General features: G+C 57.8%; 18 protein-coding genes and 1 riboswitch. All 18 genes read right to left on the bottom strand.

Annotated elements, in window-relative coordinates; genetic code table 11:
* Positions 1–34 precede the first annotated feature (34 nt).
* The 18 genes from MOMUL_RS11980 to aroC all read right to left on the bottom strand — a co-directional run bounded on the left by MOMUL_RS11980 (position 35) and on the right by aroC (position 18,529).
* Complete coding sequence (locus tag MOMUL_RS11980) at positions 35–1,387, bottom strand: TldD/PmbA family protein (RefSeq protein ID WP_062285228.1); 1,353 nt, start codon at positions 1,385–1,387, stop codon at positions 35–37.
* Positions 1,387–2,790, bottom strand: a complete 1,404-nt coding sequence (locus MOMUL_RS11975) for a TldD/PmbA family protein (protein WP_062285226.1) — start codon at positions 2,788–2,790, stop codon at positions 1,387–1,389. The genes MOMUL_RS11980 and MOMUL_RS11975 overlap by 1 nt, the downstream gene beginning before the upstream one ends.
* Before the next feature lie 62 nt (positions 2,791–2,852).
* Positions 2,853–4,193, bottom strand: a complete 1,341-nt coding sequence (locus MOMUL_RS11970) for an NPCBM/NEW2 domain-containing protein (RefSeq protein ID WP_062285225.1) — start codon at positions 4,191–4,193, stop codon at positions 2,853–2,855.
* Positions 4,190–4,825 (bottom strand): PilN domain-containing protein, encoded by a 636-nt coding sequence (locus MOMUL_RS11965; protein WP_062285223.1) that lies wholly within the window; start codon positions 4,823–4,825, stop codon positions 4,190–4,192. Before MOMUL_RS11965 ends, MOMUL_RS11970 begins: the two co-directional genes overlap by 4 nt.
* Positions 4,822–5,727 carry a type IV pilus biogenesis protein PilM gene (gene pilM / locus MOMUL_RS11960; protein ID WP_062285221.1) on the bottom strand — a complete coding sequence of 302 codons (906 nt, stop codon included), beginning with the start codon at positions 5,725–5,727 and terminating at the stop codon, positions 4,822–4,824. The genes MOMUL_RS11965 and pilM overlap by 4 nt, the downstream gene beginning before the upstream one ends.
* An 83-nt stretch (positions 5,728–5,810) precedes the next feature.
* Positions 5,811–7,241: a hypothetical protein gene (locus MOMUL_RS11955; RefSeq protein WP_062285219.1), complete on the bottom strand. Its 1,431-nt coding sequence runs from the start codon at positions 7,239–7,241 to the stop codon at positions 5,811–5,813.
* 55 nt (positions 7,242–7,296) lie between these two features.
* A complete protein-coding gene (locus tag MOMUL_RS11950) occupies positions 7,297–7,809 on the bottom strand; it encodes a hypothetical protein (RefSeq protein WP_062285218.1) in 513 nt (170 codons plus the stop codon).
* On the bottom strand, positions 7,800–8,198 hold the full coding sequence (locus MOMUL_RS11945; protein WP_062285216.1) for a prepilin-type N-terminal cleavage/methylation domain-containing protein: 399 nt from the start codon (positions 8,196–8,198) through the stop codon (positions 7,800–7,802). The genes MOMUL_RS11950 and MOMUL_RS11945 overlap by 10 nt, the downstream gene beginning before the upstream one ends.
* Complete coding sequence (locus tag MOMUL_RS11940; protein WP_062285214.1) at positions 8,195–8,689, bottom strand: type II secretion system protein; 495 nt, start codon at positions 8,687–8,689, stop codon at positions 8,195–8,197. Before MOMUL_RS11940 ends, MOMUL_RS11945 begins: the two co-directional genes overlap by 4 nt.
* Positions 8,690–8,735: 46 nt before the next feature.
* The gene (locus MOMUL_RS11935) at positions 8,736–9,479 is read right to left on the bottom strand and encodes a prepilin peptidase (protein ID WP_062285212.1); all 744 of its coding nucleotides are present in this window, start codon (positions 9,477–9,479) and stop codon (positions 8,736–8,738) included.
* A 417-nt stretch (positions 9,480–9,896) separates the two neighbouring features.
* Complete coding sequence (locus MOMUL_RS11930; RefSeq protein WP_062285211.1) at positions 9,897–10,412, bottom strand: prepilin-type N-terminal cleavage/methylation domain-containing protein; 516 nt, start codon at positions 10,410–10,412, stop codon at positions 9,897–9,899.
* A gap of 141 nt (positions 10,413–10,553) precedes the next feature.
* Positions 10,554–11,084 carry a prepilin-type N-terminal cleavage/methylation domain-containing protein gene (locus MOMUL_RS11925; protein ID WP_062285209.1) on the bottom strand — a complete coding sequence of 177 codons (531 nt, stop codon included), beginning with the start codon at positions 11,082–11,084 and terminating at the stop codon, positions 10,554–10,556.
* A 310-nt stretch (positions 11,085–11,394) separates the two neighbouring features.
* On the bottom strand, positions 11,395–12,603 hold the full coding sequence (locus MOMUL_RS11920) for a type II secretion system F family protein (RefSeq protein WP_062285207.1): 1,209 nt from the start codon (positions 12,601–12,603) through the stop codon (positions 11,395–11,397).
* Between the two features lie 55 nt (positions 12,604–12,658).
* Positions 12,659–12,741, bottom strand: a riboswitch (cyclic di-GMP riboswitch).
* Between the two features lie 55 nt (positions 12,742–12,796).
* The gene (locus MOMUL_RS11915; protein ID WP_062285205.1) at positions 12,797–13,816 is read right to left on the bottom strand and encodes a type IV pilus twitching motility protein PilT; all 1,020 of its coding nucleotides are present in this window, start codon (positions 13,814–13,816) and stop codon (positions 12,797–12,799) included.
* A gap of 185 nt (positions 13,817–14,001) precedes the next feature.
* Positions 14,002–15,657, bottom strand: coding sequence for a GspE/PulE family protein (locus MOMUL_RS11910; RefSeq protein WP_062285204.1), 1,656 nt, complete (start codon positions 15,655–15,657; stop codon positions 14,002–14,004).
* A gap of 63 nt (positions 15,658–15,720) precedes the next feature.
* The gene (gene aroB / locus MOMUL_RS11905) at positions 15,721–16,794 is read right to left on the bottom strand and encodes a 3-dehydroquinate synthase (protein ID WP_062285202.1); all 1,074 of its coding nucleotides are present in this window, start codon (positions 16,792–16,794) and stop codon (positions 15,721–15,723) included.
* Positions 16,773–17,294: a shikimate kinase gene (locus MOMUL_RS11900; RefSeq protein WP_062285200.1), complete on the bottom strand. Its 522-nt coding sequence runs from the start codon at positions 17,292–17,294 to the stop codon at positions 16,773–16,775. The genes aroB and MOMUL_RS11900 overlap by 22 nt, the downstream gene beginning before the upstream one ends.
* A gap of 83 nt (positions 17,295–17,377) precedes the next feature.
* Entirely contained in the window at positions 17,378–18,529 is a 1,152-nt protein-coding gene (gene aroC, locus MOMUL_RS11895) for a chorismate synthase (RefSeq protein WP_062285199.1), read from the bottom strand.
* Positions 18,530–18,660: the final 131 nt, after the last annotated feature.

Genomic DNA, 18,660 nt, shown 5'->3' with positions numbered 1-18,660 from the left:
TTACCATAATATTGCTCTTTTGGGTAGAGTGTACTTACCCGCTGATGGTCATGCTGGCAATACGCACCGTCGGGGCGCCGGTGGCGCCAAAAAAGGTCAGGTCGTTGCCCACGGCGTCAATGCCCTCCAGGAGGCTGATGATGTTGCCGGCAATGGCCACGCCCCGGACCGGCCTGGTCAGCTCGCCCTTTTCAATCCAGAGGCCGCTGGCGCCGACGGAAAAATCGCCGGAGATGGGGTTGGCCGTATGCATGCCCATGACCTCAGTGACGTAAAGCCCTTTGGGGATCTCCTTAATAATCTCCTCCGGTGTATGGGAACCGGCCTCGATATAAAAATTGGTCGTCCCGACTTCCGGCGTCGTCTTAAAGGAGCCCCGGGCACCATTACCGGTGGATTTTACCCCGTCCCGGGCGGCTGTATAGGTGTTGTGCAGGTAGCATTTAAGGACCCCTTTTTCCACCAGGACGGTATGTTCGGTGGGTACCCCCTCGCCGTCAAAGGGGCTGGAGGCAATGCCGTCCGGCCGGCGGCCGTCATCGATAATATTTACTACCGGTGCCGCCACCTGCTGGCCTACCCGGCCCCGGAAAAGGGATTTGCCCTTCTGGACGGCGTCAGCAGCCAGGGCCGGGGCGATGACACCCAGGAAGTTGGTGGCTACATAGGGATCAAAAACAACGGCCGCCCGCTGGGTATTAACCCTTCTGGCTCCCAGCATGCGCACGGCCCTGGCCGCCCCTTCCCGGCCGATCTTCGCCGGATCGATATTTTTATATTGCAAACCGTAGGCCAGGCCGAAACCCGTCTGGCTCTCTTCATTTTCCACCGCCACCACAAAGGTGCTGGCGCCGCAGTAGGCGGCATGGTAGGCGGCCGTTATTCCTTGGGAGTTTACCAGGACAACCAGGTAGCGGGAATCGTTATAGGAACAGCTTTCCGTGATCTTCACCCGCGGGTCATAGGCCCTGGCCTGGCGTTCAATCTCGCGCACCAGCTCGATCTTTTTTTCCACCGGGGTTGTGGTAATCTCCGGGTCAAAGAGGTCCAGCTGGGGGTAACCGGGATAGCGGGCCGGCAGGCAGTTATGCTCATCAGGAGTGGCCATCCGGGCATTGGCCAGGGCCTGTTCCACACAAAGCTCAAGGGCCGGGGGGCTGAAATCGGTGGTAAAGGCAAAACCCACCCGCTGGCCGGCTATGACCCTTAAGCCCAGGCCCTGGTCCCGGGCCGTGGTCAGGGCCTCGACTTCCTGGTTGCGCACCTCGATGCTTAAATTTTCACCGGCACTTATGTAGGCTTCGGCAATGGCACCTTTCCCGGCCGCCATCTCTACCACCCGCGCCGCCAGGTCGAGGTACTGTTTTTGTAAAGCCTGGTAATCCATCAGCCTTTGTCCTCCTCGTCCAGGATGCCGCCGACTACCATCTCAGGAATGCGAATCGTGGGCTGCGCATCCCCGACTGGTACTCCCTGGCCGTCTTTGCCGCAGGTACCTAAGGAGAAGCCCAGGTCGCTGCCCACCCGGTCGATTATCTTCAGCACCTCGGGACCGTTGCCGGTGAGGGTGGCCCCCCTGACGGCCGGGCCGATCTTGCCGTCCTGGATGAGATACCCTTCGGCCACATCAAAAACAAAGTCGCCGTTGGTGGTGTTGACCTGCCCGCCGCCCATGCGCTTGACCAGCAGGCCGTACTTGGTTTCCCGCAAAATAGCTTCCGGGTCGTCTTTGCCGGGAGCGATAAAGGTATTGGTCATGCGGGGTATGGGGCGGTCCTGGTAAGATTCCCGGCGACCGTTGCCGGTAGAACGGCGGTTCTCCTTACGGGCCGTCAGGTAATCATACATATAATCCTTCAGGATGCCATTTTCGATGAGCACGGTTTTCTGTCCCGGCGTACCTTCGTCGTCAAAACGGTACGAACCGTACTTGCCGGGAATGGTGGGATCGTCAATGACGGTTATCAGGTCGGAAGCTACTTTCTGCCCCTTCTTGCCGGCGTACACGGAAAGCTGCTTTTGAACCAGGTCAGCTTCCAGGCCGTGACCGCAGGCCTCGTGAATCATGGTGCCGCCGGCCTCGCCGGCCATAACCACCGGCATCTTGCCCGCCGGTGCCGGCCTGGCCTCCAGCATCATGACGGCCCGCCGGGCAGCCTGCCGCGCCTTCTCTTCCGGGTTAACGCTTTCAAAAAGTTCCCACCCCTGGTGCCCGCCGGCCGATTCAAAACCTGTCTGGATAACTTTGCCGTCGGTAGCCACGGCATTGACTACAAAACGGCAGCGTACCCGCTCGTCATCTACCAGGATGCCGTCGCTGTTGGCAATAGTTACCTCCTGGATGACGTCACCATAACCCACCGTAACCTGGGTAATGCGCTTATCGACGGCCCGGGCAGCCTCATTGGCCCTTTGCACCAGAGCTACTTTTTCGGCTACCGGCACCTGGTCGGGCCGCTTTTTAATGGTAAATTCCACTTGTGCTTGCGGCCGTTTAAAGCTAATTTCCCTGGGCTGGGGCCGGCTTTGCAGGGCTTTACCAACCAGGGTTGCCGTTTGGATGAGGCTCTCCCGGCTCAGGTCATTGCTGTAACCATAGGCGGTGTTTTCCCCGGCAATGACCCGGATACCGGCCCCCTGGTCAAGACCGGATATAACCCGTTCAATCTTATTATCCTCGCAGCTGATGCTGGTCGTCCGGCGCCGTTCCAGGAAAATTTCTGCAAAATCGCCACCTTCAGCCAGGGCGGCCTCCAGGATGGCCTTGAGATCGGCTTCAGTTAAAAGCATTTACCCACCCTTTCTATATAACTTCTTACTAGTATAATTCAAGGGGCGGGAAAATATTCCTGCTAATCCTTACGTGAAAAATGGAGGCTGGCCAGGGTGGCCAGTAATTGATCGTAGTCACCGATACCGCCAGCTTGCCATTCCAGGCTGAAGGTCAGTTGCTGGACGAGGAAGAGGGGTAAATCTAGGTATTGAGGGTAATCACCCGGCCTGATTTCTCCCTGGTAAAGCTGCCGGCCATCGGCAAAAATAATGACTTTAACTTTACCGCTGCTGTTGGCAAAGCTATCGTCGATGCCGGTATACCCCTGGAGACGAGTATACCGGCCGCGGAGATCGACCTTTAATTCGGCTTTAGTTTTATCTTTGCTTAGTGTTACGCCTATGCTGCGGCCCAGGTTCATACCGGCCAGGGCGGCCGGCCGGTCCAGGACGAAGAAGGGACCCACATTGCGCAGTACCCGCAGTTCCTCCAGCCAGACATCACCTTCGCCGGCAGGGGGCTCCTGGAAGGCCGGGCCAGGGACCAAACGACCCTGTTCCTGGCAGGGGAAGGTATATTGAGGTGGCTCCCCGTTAGTTGCCAGGGGTGAAAGTACAGGGTGGGTACCCGGAGCTGTTGCCGGGTTGCCTGCAGGTGGGGACGACTTGGTTGGCGGGGGCAGGTTTGCCGGCACCGGTCCCGAAGCCGCAGGGGTCGACGAACCGGCGGGTTTGCTCCCGGCGGCCTCTCCCTGGCCGGGAGAAGCTCCTACCCCTTTAGCTCCATCACCACCAGCAACCGCCCCCGCCGGGGGCGTGAAACCATCGACCCGCCCGGATGGGAAAAGGGCTACGGCCGCCGGAAGGGGATTGCCCTCGCCCAGGTCGTACAGGTCAATAATAAAGCTGGCTTCGACTGTTCCAGCGTCTCCCTGGCGCGCAAGGATCTTCAAATTACGGATGGCCGTCAGGGCCGGCAGGGATTCCAGCTGGCTTATATAATCCTGCATCGCCGGGTAAGGGCCGCTGACGGTGACTTCATAGGGATAGACCCGGAAGGGGTCTCTCTTTTCCACCGGGAGGGGCCGGAAGGCCAGTACCTGGAGGGATTGGTCCCGGGGCTGGGCTGCCTCCAGGAAGGGTGCTGTACCCCGGAGGGTAAAACCCAGGTGGAGCCTGGCAGCCTCCCATGCGGCCCGGGCCTGGCCGGCTTTTTTGGCCAGCTCGGCTGCAGATGCTGCTGCCTGCCTGGCGGCTGCCAGTCGTTCCAGGTCCACCTTAAGCCTTCCCCGGAGCTCCCGGTAGGCTGGCAGTTGCTGTCCTAAAACTACTTTATTGAAGAAAATAATCCCCACGACAACGGCCAGTAAAACCAGCAATATTTTTTCCCGGCGGCTGAACTGGTAGGTACCAAATTTCATTTACTGTTGCCTTCCCTGTTTGCGTTTATGGAATCCGGGTTTGCTCTTGTTGCATCGCTTGGTGCGGGAACTGCTCTTGCAGTCTCTGATTGGCCCGTCTCTGGCCGCGTACCTTTAAAAACAGCCTGGATGGTAAAGGCAAGGCTACTGCCATTACCCTTAACTTCCTGGAGATTGACGGCCTGCCAGAGACCGCTTGCCTGCAGGTTATTTAAAAAATTACCGATGGCCTGGAGGGAAGTACTCCCCCCGGCCAGGATTAGTTCTCCTTTGGCTTCGTTTGCTTCCAGGCGCGCCAGCCAGATCTCCCGCGGCAGGGCATCGTTTATTGCAGCCAGGACCGGCTGCCAGCGCCGCCTTTCCTTTACCAAACGCTGCAGTTCCCTTTCCTTCTGCTGCCATTCACTAATGGCGCTTTTACTGGTCGCTGCCTGCTGCGCCTGGGGTTCATACAAGGCCAGCTGGTCCTCCAGCAGGGCAGCACGCCTGGACGCCAGCGCCCATTGGAGCAGGAATATAAGGTAAAGCGTTAAGAGTAATCCTCCTAAAGCTACGGCGATAATGGCTCCCTTTGGTAACGACCGCCGCTGGGGCAGGTACTCTGGTGGTAGTAAATTAATAGCAAAACTCATCTTACCCTCTCCCGCAAAGCCAGGCCCATGGCTACGGCCAGGGCCGGGTCCGGAGACCCACCGGGGCCTGTACCTGGCCGGCCCACCGTAACCGTCAATCCCAGTTCCTCACGGCAGTAGTCTGCCACTCCGTCTACCTGCGCTCCCCCTCCGGTAAGGATGATGCGCTCCGGGTTAAAAGCCGTCCCGGCCTGGGAACGGTAAAACTCCAGGGAGCGCCGGATCTCCTGGGCCATTTCGGCCATACGGCTGCTACCGGTTATACCTGGCTGGCTGAGTTCTCCCCCGCCAATGGCTACTACCCGGCTGAAAAGGGGCCGTCCCTCCCGGGCCAGGACCAGGTTGCTCCAGCGCCCACCGATGTCGATTATCACCGTGCTGCCGCCGGCCTCTCCGGCCAGGGCGCGGCAGAGGGCCAGGGGCACCAGGTCGATGGCCACCAGGTCCAGGCCGGCGGCATGGAAAAGCTGGTATAAGCCCGTCACCTGTTCCCGTGGCGCCGCAGCAAGGAGAACCGGCATCTGGTCGCCGGCCGCACCATTGCCGGCTTCCAGGATGGCCCAGTCTACCACCATATCCCGGGCCCCGGTGGGCAGGTAGTTTTCGATTTCATAGGCCATGCCGCTCTTGAGTTCCTCGGGGGTCATCCGCGGCAGGCGCAGGTAGCGGACGATCACCCTTTCCCCGCTGACGGCCGTCACGGCCCGGCGACCGCGCCAGCCGGTCCGGGAGGCCGCCTCGGCAACGGCCGCCACCATGGCCTGGGTATCAGCCAGGCCACCCTGGGGAGCCGGCACGCTGGCCGTCAGCCATTGCCGGCCCTGGTAAACAGCCGCCTTGACGGCAGTTGTACCGAGATCGATGCCCAGATAGTGGCGACGTTTCAGGAACGACCAGAACATAAAAATAACTCCTATCTACTTTGCTACAACTGGTGTTATCTTCCTTAGGAACAGGTTCTTCTTTTCCCGCGGGAGGCCTGGATTTATTGCTCCAAAGCTGCCACCCGCCAGGAAAGGATCTGCCAGTTACCCTGACTCAAATAGGGAGCCAGGGAACCAACAAGGTTCTGATCATAGATGATTCGGATCTTACCCTTAATTTTATGGTCATTATCTTTATCCTTACCATTCCCCTGCCCGTTTCCGTTATTATTATCATTACCCCTTATTTCCTGATTGCTGCCGGAAGTATCATAGCTACCTTCGTCGATTGCACCGACGTACCTGGTTACCAGGCTCCCGTTAATGGTACTCTCCTGGCCGCGATCATTCTTACTAAAGGTGCCCCCGTCAATAAACACTCCTCCCAGTCTGGTACCACCGGAAATATTTAAATCCCCGCCGGCAATGAAGGCCCAGGCATTTCCAACGGAAGCAGGTAACAGGCTGGTCTCCAGGGTGATGCTGCCCGAAGCGGCAATAATGGCGATACCATTATAATAATACGGGGTGCTATGGTCGTTGCCATTGCTATTGCTATTGCTATTGTTATTACCATTGTTATTGTTATTGCCATGATCATTGTCATGGCCAGCCGTTATGGTCAGGTCTCCCTGCCGATAAAGAATCGCCGGAGTCATGCCGGCATTATTAACCATGGCCTGGATTTCCTCAATGGTATATGTATCTTTCCCCAGTGTTAAACCGTTTGTGAAAGGAGCATCGGGGTTGTCGGGAAAGGACGGGAAAGTTAAGCTGACACCTTCAAACTTGTTGCCGTAGATTTTATCTTTATTATAAATAACTCCACCGGCGGTGGCGTCGCCTTTGATAGTTCCTTTAACATAGAGGTCCCCGCCAGCTACAGCGCTTCCCTGGAGGGTACCGTTTACAGTTAAATTTCCACCGGCAGCCACATTAATGACGTTATCCTCGCCGAAAACAACTTTCAGATTGTTGATATCCCCCAGGGCAAGGATATCCCCTCCGGCAATAATTAATTTGTCCTGCTTATCCAGGTCACCGGCAGTAGCCAGGGCAAAGGTATACAGGGGTCGCGCCAGATCGACCTCTACGGCCCGCTGAACACCACCAACCTGGGCCAGAGAGCGAAGGCGGTAGCTCAATACCTGCTGGCTAATATCTACTCTCTGGATATATCCCTGGACGCCAGTTAAAGATGTTTCCCCCAGCCCCTCCCGCCAGCCGGGATCTTGGCGTAATCTTGCCAGGGCCAGGTTGATGCCGGCTTCGGACAAATAAGTGGCCTGGGTAATTTTGACTTCATTAGCCGCGCCCTGGCGCTCCACCAGGGAGAGAGAAAGAAGCCCGGCCCCCAGGAGGGAAAGGACCAGGATTGCCAGCAGGACCCCCGGCAGGGCGCTGCCGCGCCGGTACCAGCACCTCCCCGGCAACCTCACCGCATCAATTCTTCCCTTGCCTGTAGCTATACTCCGCCGCCAGGTGCCGGCCAAAGAATATCACCTGCAATAAAAATCTTTACCAGAATTTTTACCAGCAAGTTAAATGCTAACCTCCAGGGTTCATCACCCTGAGCCGCAGGGCTGCAGCGGTAATTACGTCAAAGTCCCGTCCTTCGGCGTCCCGGGTAACAAGGTGGATGGTTACGGTTTTACTGTTTTCCGGCGCCTCTGGATGGTCATAAAAAAATTCCAGGGTCTGCACCCCATAGGCCAGGAGATTATAGCCGCTGAAGCTTAAAGATCCTTTATTTTTAACAGCCCGCCGGAGATCGCTACCACTAAGCTCGTATTTAAACTGGTTTCCGGCCGCGTCGGCAATTATAAGGGTATATCTCCCCGAACCGCTAACCACCTGGCCGGCCGCCTGGATCTCCCTGGTCATCTGCATCAGGGCCACGCGGGCGTTCTGCTGGGCATCCATACGGTCCCAGCCGCGCTGCCACCATTTTAAACCCGCCTGGAGGATGCTCAAGGAAGCCATAAGGACCAGGACCATCAGGCTGGCGGCAATTACAGTTTCAATTAAAGTAAGGCCGGCCCGCCGCCACTTCACGGCCACCTGGCAACCAGGGTTGCCAGTTCCACCTGCCCCGCCGGGTCATTCACCGGGCGCACCCGCACCATCACTTCCTTCACCTGTAGGACGAGGTCATAATCTGTTATAGTTATCTGGTACTCATATCCCGGCCGGCCGGGGTAAGCCTGCCAGGTGCCGCCAGCTCCAGGCAGGGAGGCCAGGCCATTATAACCGGCTGCCAGGCAGGTTTCCATACGTTCCCGGGCCAGATTCAAAACGATGGTTTCCTGGCCGCCCCTGGTATAACCCCGGGCGGCGGTGATAAACATACCCAGCATAGGCGCCAGCACAGCCGCCAGCAAGGCTGCTGCCACCAGGACTTCAATCAGGGTTAGACCACGGTTGTTACCAGGCCAGCAACACTTTTTCACGTCGTTTTCCCCGCCTTGACCCGGCCGGTAACCGGCATAATGGTTATATAATACTCCCGGCCATAGCGGTCCTTCAGCACTATATCCCCGCTATTTACCGGTTCCCCCTCGATCGTAAAGGATATTTCACTACCCAGCCGGGAACCGGCATGCTGTAAACGTAATTCCATAGTTATGCCCGCGGGAAGTTTGGTTTCCCGGATAATCTCCGTATTTTTTTTCAAGAAATACAGTTCGTTGACGTCGTCAAGGAGGAGCTTCCACTGGCGGTCCTCGCCGCCCATGGCCCTCTGCTGTACTTCCCGGATATCGCTGACCAGCTGCCAGGCCGCCGTCTGCACCTGCCACCATGCCAAGCTCTTAGCCACTACCGGCAGGACCACCGTAGCCAGGAGCCCAGTGATGGCCATGACAGCTACCATTTCTATCAGGGTAAAACCGCGCTCTCCCTGCACCGCCTGCGTGGAACTATATTTTTCCGTCCCCGCCATATCAACCGCCGCTATATAAACTGCTCACGCTTCGCGTTTCATTGCTTTACATAAACCTAACAAGATACCAGTGCAACATTTTCTCGCCAAAAAACAACGCCAACAGCCCCCCTATGGCGATAAAAGGCGCGAAAGGAAGGGGGTCCTGCCGCTTTTTCCGGCCGGAAACCAGCAAGCAAACGCCCGCCAAGCCGCCTGTGACCAGGGAAAGGAAAAGAGCCAGAGATGCCAGGGGCCAGCCGAGGAAAAGCCCTACCATACCTGCAAGCTTGACATCCCCGCCGCCCATGCCACCTTTACTTATTACGGCAACCAGCAGCAAAAATCCTGCTGCCGCAACAATTCCCCCTAAGGCAGCCCAGAACCCCACATCCCGCGCCAACAGGCTTAAAAGAATACCGCCGCAGGCACCGGTCACCACGAGGCGGTCAGGGATCAGGTAGTGCTCCAGATCGATGAAGCTGGCGGCTACCAGCACGGCGCTTAGAAAAAGGTATTTTACCAGGATCCAGGAGAGGCCGAAATTATAAAAAAGGGTGGTAAATACCACGCCCGTGACAAGCTCGACTAAAGGATATCGTGAGGAAATCGGCAGGCGGCAGTAACGGCACCTGCCCCGCAAAAACATGTAGCTCAATACGGGTATAAGGTCGTACCAGGCCAGCGCCCGCCCGCAAGCCGGACAATGCGAACGACCCCAGACCACCGTTTCCCCGCGCGGCAGGCGGTAAATGACCACGTTAAGGAAACTGCCGATAAAAAGACCCAGTAAGAAAAAAAACACCAGCATGACTTTTTCCTTTTACCCCTGCAAAATTTGCTTAATCATCATAGCTGTCAAGCACTAATCTATTCCAGTCTTACGTCATGACACGTAAATCTTCACGTTACCTGCCAGCTACACCTGTAGCCAGAAGCAAAACTGCACAGTGTAGTATATAACGCTTCCTAATTTCAATTACAATCCTTCCCATAAAAAATGACATCTGCACACCATCCCCCCCCTGCCGGAAAAGGGGCGGGACGGATTAAGGTGGGGCCGGGTAGCCTGCTACGACGTATGAGCACCGCAGGTAGGCTACTCCGACCGCTCGATATCGCGTTGCAGGATGTTTTTACACGAATGACTGGCCAGTGATCTGATCCAGTAGCTTTCTTACTCGACAAAAAAACAAAATACAACAGCAGTAGCACGTTTTAATAGTTCCTATTTAACCGCTATCAATATATTGACTTCGGTGGTAGTACTAGTCTGATTGGTGAACTCTACTACACTATCACTAAGATCACTTACTATTTTGTTTGCGGCACTTAAGGGGACACCAGTCAATTTAAGATACACCGCTGCATCATTGCCACTTTGGCCATCCCAGTCTATATATGGGCCGTTCTGGAATTTATAATCTCCTCCCCACGGATTCTTGTCTTTCCAGCGCTCCAGGTAAGGGCCGTTCCAGCCAGGTTTGTTACCAACGTTGGTAGTCAACCCGGGATCTGAGTTAGCTGATTGATGTTCCGGCCACTCACCTACGTCCGTATAGTAATTCAACGCCGCCGCTTTAATCGCTTTGTAATCCGCTTCGGCCGTCGCCACTTTGCCCTTCTCAATGGCCTTGAAGGCATTAGGAACAATTATGGCGGCCAAGATGCCGATGATGGCGATGACTACCAGCAGTTCAACCAGAGTAAAGCCCTTTTCGCCTTTACATACTTGCTTCAGCAACCAGACTCCCTCCTTCTTAGAAAGATTAGTTTTGCAAGGGTAACAAAGCAACCCCGCTAAGACGGAAAACAACAAAGAGTATTAGTTACATTTTTCGACATCTGACAAAACCTTGCCCTATATCAAACGTAACCGCAATTATTAATACCTAGAAACCAAAATCTTTACTAAACTACCGTCAAACTTGACAATCTCTTCTCCCAGATCATTCTGCAATTGCTTCGCAGCACCAGTGGATGAACTCCCGTTTGCACCTGGTACACTACTTAATTCAATCCACCTAGCAGGGCTTTCCCATGGAGAGTCATTGCCGGTCCAATAAACATACTTATAGTAGCCTCCCCACGGGTTCTTGCTCGGCCAGCGCTCCAAATATGGGCCGTTCCAGCCCTCGTAACCTGAGTCAGGCTTTGTCACAAGGTAGACGTCAGCAGGAACTCCAGACTCCCAGGGGTTAGGCGGCCACTGGCCCGTGTCCGTGTAAAAATTCAACACCGCAGCCTTAATCGCCTTGTAATCTGCTTCCGCGGCCGCCACCTTGCCCTTCTCAATGGCCTTGAAGGCGTTAGGGGCGACGATGGCGGCCAGGATGCCGATGATGGCAATAACGACCAGGAGCTCCACCAGAGTGAAACCCCGCTGGTCCCGCGCCTTTTTCAGTCTCTGCCACATGAATCAATCAACCTCCCTGATTTTTTTGCCTGCGCTTTTTACTTTCCTGCTGCCAGCCCGCCGGGGAAACCTAAAAGTAAATCACCCCCGTACTTGCCTGGCTAGCGAGTACCGGCTCCCAGTAGCCGGGGAAACCTACAAATAGATCACCCCCCTCTTACCCGCATTATTATCCCCGATCTCAAACGCGGCAGGATGCAGAGTTATCCTGGCACTCCTCGACATGGAGCCGCCGGCCAGGGCATTGTCATGAGGGCAGGCTGCTAGGATAGCCACCGGCAAAATGAGAAAAAAGATACCCCGCGCGCCTCTACCTTATGCCGCCCAGCATCTGAAAGTAGGGCAGAAAGACCGAAATTACGATCACCCCCACAATGCCACCAAGCCCGACAATCAGGATTGGTTCTATGAGTGAAGCCAGGCGGGCCACGACCGCCTCCACCTCCTGCTCATAAAGAGTCGCCACTCGTTCAAGCATGGCATCCAGGGCCCCAGTTTCCTCGCCTACCGTAATCATCTCCACCACCATGGGAGGGAAGACGCCGCTCGCTTCCAGTGGAGTCGCCAGGCTCTGCCCGTCGCGAACGCTTTCTGCCGCCCGCTCCACCGCGCCGGCCACCACAGCATTGCCCACCGTACGCCGCACTATTTCCAGGGCCAGCAGGACCGGTACACCGCTGTGCAGGAGGGTACCCAGGGTACGGCTGAAACGAGATAGAACCGCCTTATGATGCAGGGGACCGAAAATTGGTAAACGAAGGAACAAACGATCGACCTGGTAGCGCCCCGCTGGCCTTTGCTGCCAGCGGTAAAACCCATAACCGGCGCCGGCCATAAAAAAGACCAGAAAAGGCCACAAGCGCCGTAACCCTTCACTTAGTCCCAGAACCAGGCGCGTCGGCCAGGGCAGGGGCACCTGCAGGCTGTTCAACATGACCTGGAAGGAAGGCAGGACATAAGTCAGGAGAAAAATAACTACCAGGAGGGCAACCATGCTGACTATCGCCGGGTAGGTCAGGGCCGACTTGACCTTTTCCTCTACTTCATGTTCCCGTTCCAGGTGCCCGGCCAGGCGCTCCAGGGTCTCGTCCAGGGCCCCACCCAGTTCACCGGCCTCGACGGTGTGAATGAAGATAGGCGGGAAGACCCGGGGCTGCCGTTCCAGGGCCCGGTAAAAGGCCTCCCCGGACTCCAGGTCCTGGAGAAGCATACCAGTACTTTCTCGCAGGGAAGGATTTTCTGCCTGTCGCTGTAAAATATGCAAGGCCGTCACAATCGGCAGGCCAGCCCCCAGCATGGTCGCCAGCTGGCGGCAGAAGAGGGCCAGGTCGCGACGGGATACCGGCCGCCGGAAAAGGCGCCGCCAGTCCCGGGCTGGGGTTACAACTGCCGGCCGGCAGTAAGTAATAAAAATCCCCTGCCGGCGCAGTTCCCGGATGGCCAGTTCCTGGCTTTCCGCTTCTATATTCCCGCTAACTGCATTCCCCCTGGCATCCCTTCCCCGGTAGGCAAAATTCATGCTTTCCCTCCAAAATATAAATAGCCACCGGCAACAGGGAAAGATAGAACTCTTCCCCGGCAGCCCGGCGGCCATGACAGCGTCTACAGGCCCGTAGCTTTGCGCCCCTGGCTTTCGCCAGGTTTGCCTTGAACGAGGATATATGGACATTTATTCGTCATAAAAAGGCAAATTCCTGCTAATCCTGGCGCCATTAACCATTGTTTAATTCTCTATCCGCTATCACCCCCCTGGTGACCAGCTGCCGCAGAGCCATGTCCATGGTCTGCATGCCGTAGCGGGCTCCCGTCTGCATGCTGGAAACAATCTGGTGGGTTTTACCCTCGCGGATGAGATTCTTAACAGCCGGGGTAGCAATCAGCACTTCCACGGCTGCCACCCGGCCCTTCCTGTCGGCCCGCGGTAAAAGCTGCTGGGTGATAACCCCTTCCAGGGTGTCGGCCAGCTGGATGCGGACCTGCCCCTGCTGGTGGGGCGGGAAAACGTCAATGATCCGGTCCACGCTCTGGATGGCACTGCTGGTATGTAAAGTCGCCAGGACCAGGTGGCCCGTTTCCGCGGCCGTGATGGCCGTGGCAATGGTCTCTAGGTCCCGCATCTCGCCGACCAGGATAACATCCGGGTCCTGGCGCAGGGCGGCCCGCAGGGCACTGGCAAAGGACTGGGTATCAGAACCCACTTCCCGCTGGTTGACTATACTGCGGCGGTGTTGGTGCAGGTATTCAATGGGATCTTCCAGGGTTATTATATGGCAGCTGCGTTCCCGGTTGATTTTATCCACCATGGCCGCCAGGGTGGTGGACTTGCCGCTACCCGTTGGCCCCGTCACCAGGACCAGGCCGTGCTGTCGTTCCGCCAGCTCGGCCACCACCGGCGGTAATCCCAGGGTTTCCAGGCTGGGTATTTCCCTGGGTATAAGGCGGATGGCTGCGCTAACGCTCCCCCGCTGGTGAAAAACATTGACCCGGAAACGGCTTACGCCGGGCAGGGAGTAAGCCAGGTCTATTTCTCCCCGCTCTTGCAATACCTCCCACCTCTCGCCCACTATAGGCCGTACCAGGCTGGCAGTCATTTCGGAATCCAGGGGCTCCCACTGGCGCTGGACCTGGAGTTCGCCGTGGACCCGGAAAACCGGCGGCAGGCCGACAGAGAGATGGACATCGGAGGCCCCGGCGGCAGCCGCCGCCCGCAGGATGATTTCGATATCAATCATCTTAATCCTCCCGGATAAAGCCAGATAACAAAGGCAGGGATTTCTAACAGCCAGCTACCAACAGTGTCAATGATCAACGTATGGGGCCGGGCTGGCTGCAAAGGGCGAGACTGGGAATTCAACACCTGTGGTCACTGGAAGTATATGCCACCCAGGCCCCAGATTCCAGCAGTACAGTCTGGTCTTTACAAACCGCCCAGGGAAACACGCAGGACTTCACTCACCGTGGTAATCCCCTGACGGACTTTTTCCAAGCCGTCCTCGATTAAAGGCACCATACCGGCAGCTACGGCCGCCTCTTTCAGGGCCATGGCCGGTGCCTTGGCGGTCACCAGGCTGCGGAGTTCTTCATTCATCACCAGTACCTCCTGGATAGCCGTCCGGCCAGCATAACCGGTAAAGCTGCAGCGCTGGCAACCCCGACCCCGCCAGAGTTCTTCTACTTCCGGCAGCCAGGTCTTTTCCAAAGACCCCGGTTCGGGCCGGTAAATCTCCCGGCAGTGGGGGCAGAGCCGGCGTACCAGCCGCTGGGCTACTACGCCGATAAGGGAAGAGTTGACCAGGTAAGGTTCGACGCCCATATCTAAGAGGCGGGTGACGGCCCCGGCGGCGTCATTGGTATGAAGGGTGCTGAACACCAAATGGCCGGTGGTCGCCGCCCGGACGGCGATGTCGGCCGTCTCGCGATCGCGAATTTCTCCTACCATAATGATATCGGGATCCTGGCGCAGGATAGACCGCAGCCCGGAGGCGAAGGTCAAGCCTGCCTTGGGATTGACCCGCACCTGGTTGATGCCGGGCAACAGGTATTCTACCGGGTCTTCAATGGTAATGATGTTTTTTTCCGGTGAGCTTAAAATGTTAAGGGTGGCATAGAGGGTCGTCGTTTTACCGCTGCCCGTGGGCCCCGTAATGAGGAGCATGCCGTAGGAACTGTGGATGAGGCTCGCAAAGCGCTCTTTTATGGCCGGCAAAAATCCCAGGTCGTCCAGAGACAGGAGCATGGCCTCCTGGTCCAGCAGGCGCAGGACGACCTTTTCCCCGTAAACCGTGGGCAGGCTGGAAACCCGCAGGTCGACGTTGCGTTTACCCAGGGTAAACTGAAATCGACCGTCCTGGGGCAGGCGCTTTTCGGCAATATCCATGCCCGCCATGATCTTGATCCTGGAGATCAGGCTGCTTAGAACCCCCAGGGGCAGGCGGGTTAACTCCCGCAGCAGGCCATCCACCCGCAGGCGTACGCGCACTTCCCCCTCCTGGGGTTCAATGTGGATATCGCTGGCCCGCATCTGGATCGCCTGCTGGATAAAGCTGTTAACCAGCCGTACAGCCGGTGCCCCTTCGGTACCGCCGGGACCGGGAGCTTCCAGGGCAGCGGCGGCCGCCGCCTCGCTCATGCTGGCAGCAGTTTCCTTCTGCCAGAACCTGCTCAAAGCCTCTTCAATTTCCCTTTCAGCAGCTATAGCCGGCATGATCTCCTTGCCGGTAGCCAGGCGCAGGTCGTCCAGGGCCAGCAGGTTCAGGGGGTCGGCCATGGCTACCAGGAGACGGTTGCCGTCCAGGCGAATAGGGATGGCCAGGTAGCGCCGCGCCAGGCCCTCCGGCACCAGGCGCACCAGCTCAGGGTTCAGGTGGTAGTCGGCCAGGACGACTTTGGGTATGCCCAGCTGAAATTCCAGCACTTCCAGGATGCTCTCTTCTGTGATGAAACCCAACCGCACCAGTACCCTGCCCAGGCGTTCGCCGGTACGCTTTTGTTCCCGCAGGGCCTCCTCCAGCTGGGCCGAGGTGATCATCCCGGCCGCAATTAAAAGGTCCCCCAGCCGCCGCCGGGTGTCCATCTTGCTCCCCTCCCGCAACATTCATTCTTTAGCAGGCCAAGGCGCCCAGCCCCCGGCAATTCCTCAGCATATTACCGCCATAATCTCCTCTAAACTAACCGGGGTAACCTGCACCCTGCCCAGCCGTTCCGGCAGTACCATACGCAGCTGGCCCTGGCGGACTTTTTTATCGTGGCCCAGGGCCGCCCGGAAAGCGGCAGGGTCGACGGCAGGCAAATCAACCGGCAGGCTCGCCCGCTGCAGCAACCGCACCAGGCGGCTGGTTTCCTCTTCCGAAAACATTCCCCGCCGTACGGCCAGGCGGGCGGCAGCTACCATCCCCATGGCCACCGCCTCACCGTGGCGGTAGGCGGCAAAATCTGTTGCGGCTTCTACGGCATGACCGATGGTGTGGCCAAAATTTAAAATAGCCCGTAAATCGCTTTCCCGCTCATCCCGGGCAACTATTTCTGCTTTCAGGGCACAGGAGCGCAAAACGATGGTTTCCAGGACCCCTTCTTCCCTATTCAGGGCGCCTTCCAGGTGTTCTTCCAGGTAGGTAAAAAAGCCGGCATCCATGATCACGCCATATTTGATGACTTCCGCCAGGCCGGCCCTGACTTCCCGCGGCGGCAGGGTGGCCAGGGTTGCCAGGTCGGCTATGACGGCCGCCGGCTGGTAAAAGGCGCCGATGAGGTTCTTGCCCCGGGGATGGTTGACGGCCACCTTGCCCCCTACGCTGGCGTCGACCTGGGCCAGGATAGTGGTGGGAATCTGGATAAAAGGAACCCCACGTAGCCAGGTGGCGGCGACAAAACCTGCTACATCCCCGACCACGCCGCCGCCCAGGGCCATGATGGCTGCCCCGCGCTCGATACCGGCTGCCAGGGCAGCATCATATAGTTCAGCCGCAACTTTAAGGGTTTTGGCCTCCTCCCCTTCGGGAACCAGGGCGAGATGCGGCTGAAAACCGGCTGCTTTGAGGCTTTGCTCCAGGGTGGGCCAGTAATGGCCAGCTACAATGGCATTGCTTACCACCAGGCAGGGAGCGGCCAGGTCCAGTTTTTTAAGCAGGGAGCCTGCTTCCGGCAACAGGCCGGAACCGCAATGGATTTTATAAGTACGCTCACCCAGGTCTACTTTAAGCTCGCCAGCCATGATTTTAAAGCCTCCTTTATTTCCCCGGCCACGGCGGCTGCATCTTTGCCATCAGTGTCGATATAAATGTCGGCAAAGGCATAATAGGGTTCGCGGCGCTTGAAGAGCCCGGCCACCTCTTCCCGGCGCCGTCCCTGGAGGAGGGGGCGGTCCCCCTTCACCCCGGCCCGCTGCAGGGCGGTTTCCAGCCGTACCTGGAGCCAGACGACTTTGTTGCCTTCCCGCAGGCGCCGGACATTGTCTCCGGAAAGGACGGCCCCCCCACCGGTGGCAATAACTGCCCGCCGGGAGGCGGCTGCCCGGGCAACTGCCGCCTGCTCAAGTTCCCGGAAATATTGCTCTCCGTAGTGGGCAAAAATTGCTTTAATAGACAAACCGGTATCCTCTTCGATCATGGCGTCGGTATCCAGAAAAGACCAGCCCAGGTTGGCGGCCAGGATCTTCCCTACTGTTGTTTTGCCGCTGCCCATAAAGCCGATCAAAACAATATTGTCCGGCATCCGTCTTCGTCTTCCTCTTTCTCTATCTCGCTCAAGGGTGGTTGTTTTGCTCGCTCCCCCACAGGATCATAGACCCTTACCTGTTAAATACCGCTTAAATACTCCCGGTAAGCCGCCATTCGCTCCTTAATTTCCGGTAAATAATCGCCGCCAAATTTCTCCATCACTGCCCCGGCCAGGACCCAGGCCACCGCTGCCCAGGCAACGACCGCTGCCGCCGGGACGGCGCAGACGTCAGAACGTTCCACAGCAGCAGTAGCAGGTTTTTTTGTCAGGAAATCAACGCTGGGCAGGGGCTGCATAAGGGTGGGGATTGGTTTCATGGCCGCCCGCAGGACAAGGATTTCTCCATTGGTCATACCACCCTCCAGGCCGCCGGCGCGGTTGGTGGGATGGTAAAAGCCCTGTCCTTCCCGGTAGGCAATGGCATCATGGGCCAGGATTCCCGGAATACTTGCGAGCTCAAAACCGGCTCCGATTTCTACCCCTTTGATGGCCGGGATGCTCATTAAAGCCTGGGCCAGGCGCCCGTCCAGGCGCCGGTCCCAGTGAACATGGCTGCCCAGCCCGGCTGGTACGCCGGCCGCCAGGACTTCCACCACCCCTCCCAGGGTATCCCCCTTTTGCCGGGCTTCTTCAATAACGGCTACCATGGCCCGGCTGGCTTCCGGGTCGGCACAGTAGACGGGCGACCCCCAGGCCTGCCGGGCAGCACTCAATTCTACCGCCCCTTTGACTGCAACCGGTCCAATCCGGACCACATGGGCCGCCAGTTCAATCCCCAGTTCTTTGAGCAAAGCAGCAGCCACAGCCCCGGCCGCCACCCTGGCCGCCGTTTCCCGGGCACTGGCCCGTTCCAGGATATTACGCAGGTCCGCCTGGTGGTATTTCAACCCCCCCGCCAGGTCGGCATGCCCCGGCCGCGGCCGGGTGACTACCCGCTCGGCCCGGGCCTCCGGCCCGGGAGCCATAATCTCCTGCCAGTTGGCCCAGTCCCGGTTGGCTATAAAAAGGGCGACGGGGCTGCCCAAGGTATAACCGCCTCTCACCCCTGCCAGGATCTCCACCCGGTCCCGTTCAATGCTCATGCGCCCGCCGCGGCCGTAACCGCCCTGGCGGCGGGCCAGCCAGGTATTTATCTCTTCAGCCGTCAGGGGCACCCCGGCCGGCATACCCTCAACAATCACACTTAACCCCCGCCCGTGGGATTCCCCCGCAGTAAGATAACGCAGCAAAGTATCTCCTGCCTCTCCTAATTATCCAGCCTTCCGCCAGAACTCCAGGCTGGTATTGTCTTGCTCGCTCCCTGGTCCGCGCGGATCAACCCACGTCTCAGCCCCGGGCTGCTTTACCGCTCGGACCAAAT

The sequence above is a fragment of the Moorella mulderi DSM 14980 genome (assembly GCF_001594015.1).
In the GTDB taxonomy this organism is placed as follows: Bacteria; Bacillota; DSM-521; order Neomoorellales; family Neomoorellaceae; genus Neomoorella; species Neomoorella mulderi.
This window is presented reverse-complemented; position numbering and strand designations above follow the sequence as displayed.

Bases quoted from the DNA above. Each gene is read 5' to 3' on its own strand.
- MOMUL_RS11965 (WP_062285223.1), bottom strand. From the start codon at position 4,825: ATGAGTTTTGCTATTAATTTACTACCACCAGAGTACCTGCCCCAGCGG.
- MOMUL_RS11935 (WP_062285212.1), bottom strand. From the start codon at position 9,479: ATGCTGGTGTTTTTTTTCTTACTGGGTCTTTTTATCGGCAGTTTCCTT.
- MOMUL_RS11970 (WP_062285225.1), bottom strand. From the start codon at position 4,193: ATGAAATTTGGTACCTACCAGTTCAGCCGCCGGGAAAAAATATTGCTG.
- MOMUL_RS11900 (WP_062285200.1), bottom strand. From the start codon at position 17,294: ATGCCGGACAATATTGTTTTGATCGGCTTTATGGGCAGCGGCAAAACA.
- MOMUL_RS11925 (WP_062285209.1), bottom strand. From the start codon at position 11,084: ATGTGGCAGAGACTGAAAAAGGCGCGGGACCAGCGGGGTTTCACTCTG.
- aroB (WP_062285202.1), bottom strand. From the start codon at position 16,794: ATGGCTGGCGAGCTTAAAGTAGACCTGGGTGAGCGTACTTATAAAATC.
- MOMUL_RS11915 (WP_062285205.1), bottom strand. From the start codon at position 13,816: ATGATTGATATCGAAATCATCCTGCGGGCGGCGGCTGCCGCCGGGGCC.
- MOMUL_RS11910 (WP_062285204.1), bottom strand. From the start codon at position 15,657: ATGGACACCCGGCGGCGGCTGGGGGACCTTTTAATTGCGGCCGGGATG.
- pilM (WP_062285221.1), bottom strand. From the start codon at position 5,727: ATGTTCTGGTCGTTCCTGAAACGTCGCCACTATCTGGGCATCGATCTC.
- MOMUL_RS11920 (WP_062285207.1), bottom strand. From the start codon at position 12,603: ATGAATTTTGCCTACCGGGGAAGGGATGCCAGGGGGAATGCAGTTAGC.
- MOMUL_RS11980 (WP_062285228.1), bottom strand. From the start codon at position 1,387: ATGGATTACCAGGCTTTACAAAAACAGTACCTCGACCTGGCGGCGCGG.
- MOMUL_RS11940 (WP_062285214.1), bottom strand. From the start codon at position 8,689: ATGGCGGGGACGGAAAAATATAGTTCCACGCAGGCGGTGCAGGGAGAG.
- MOMUL_RS11975 (WP_062285226.1), bottom strand. From the start codon at position 2,790: ATGCTTTTAACTGAAGCCGATCTCAAGGCCATCCTGGAGGCCGCCCTG.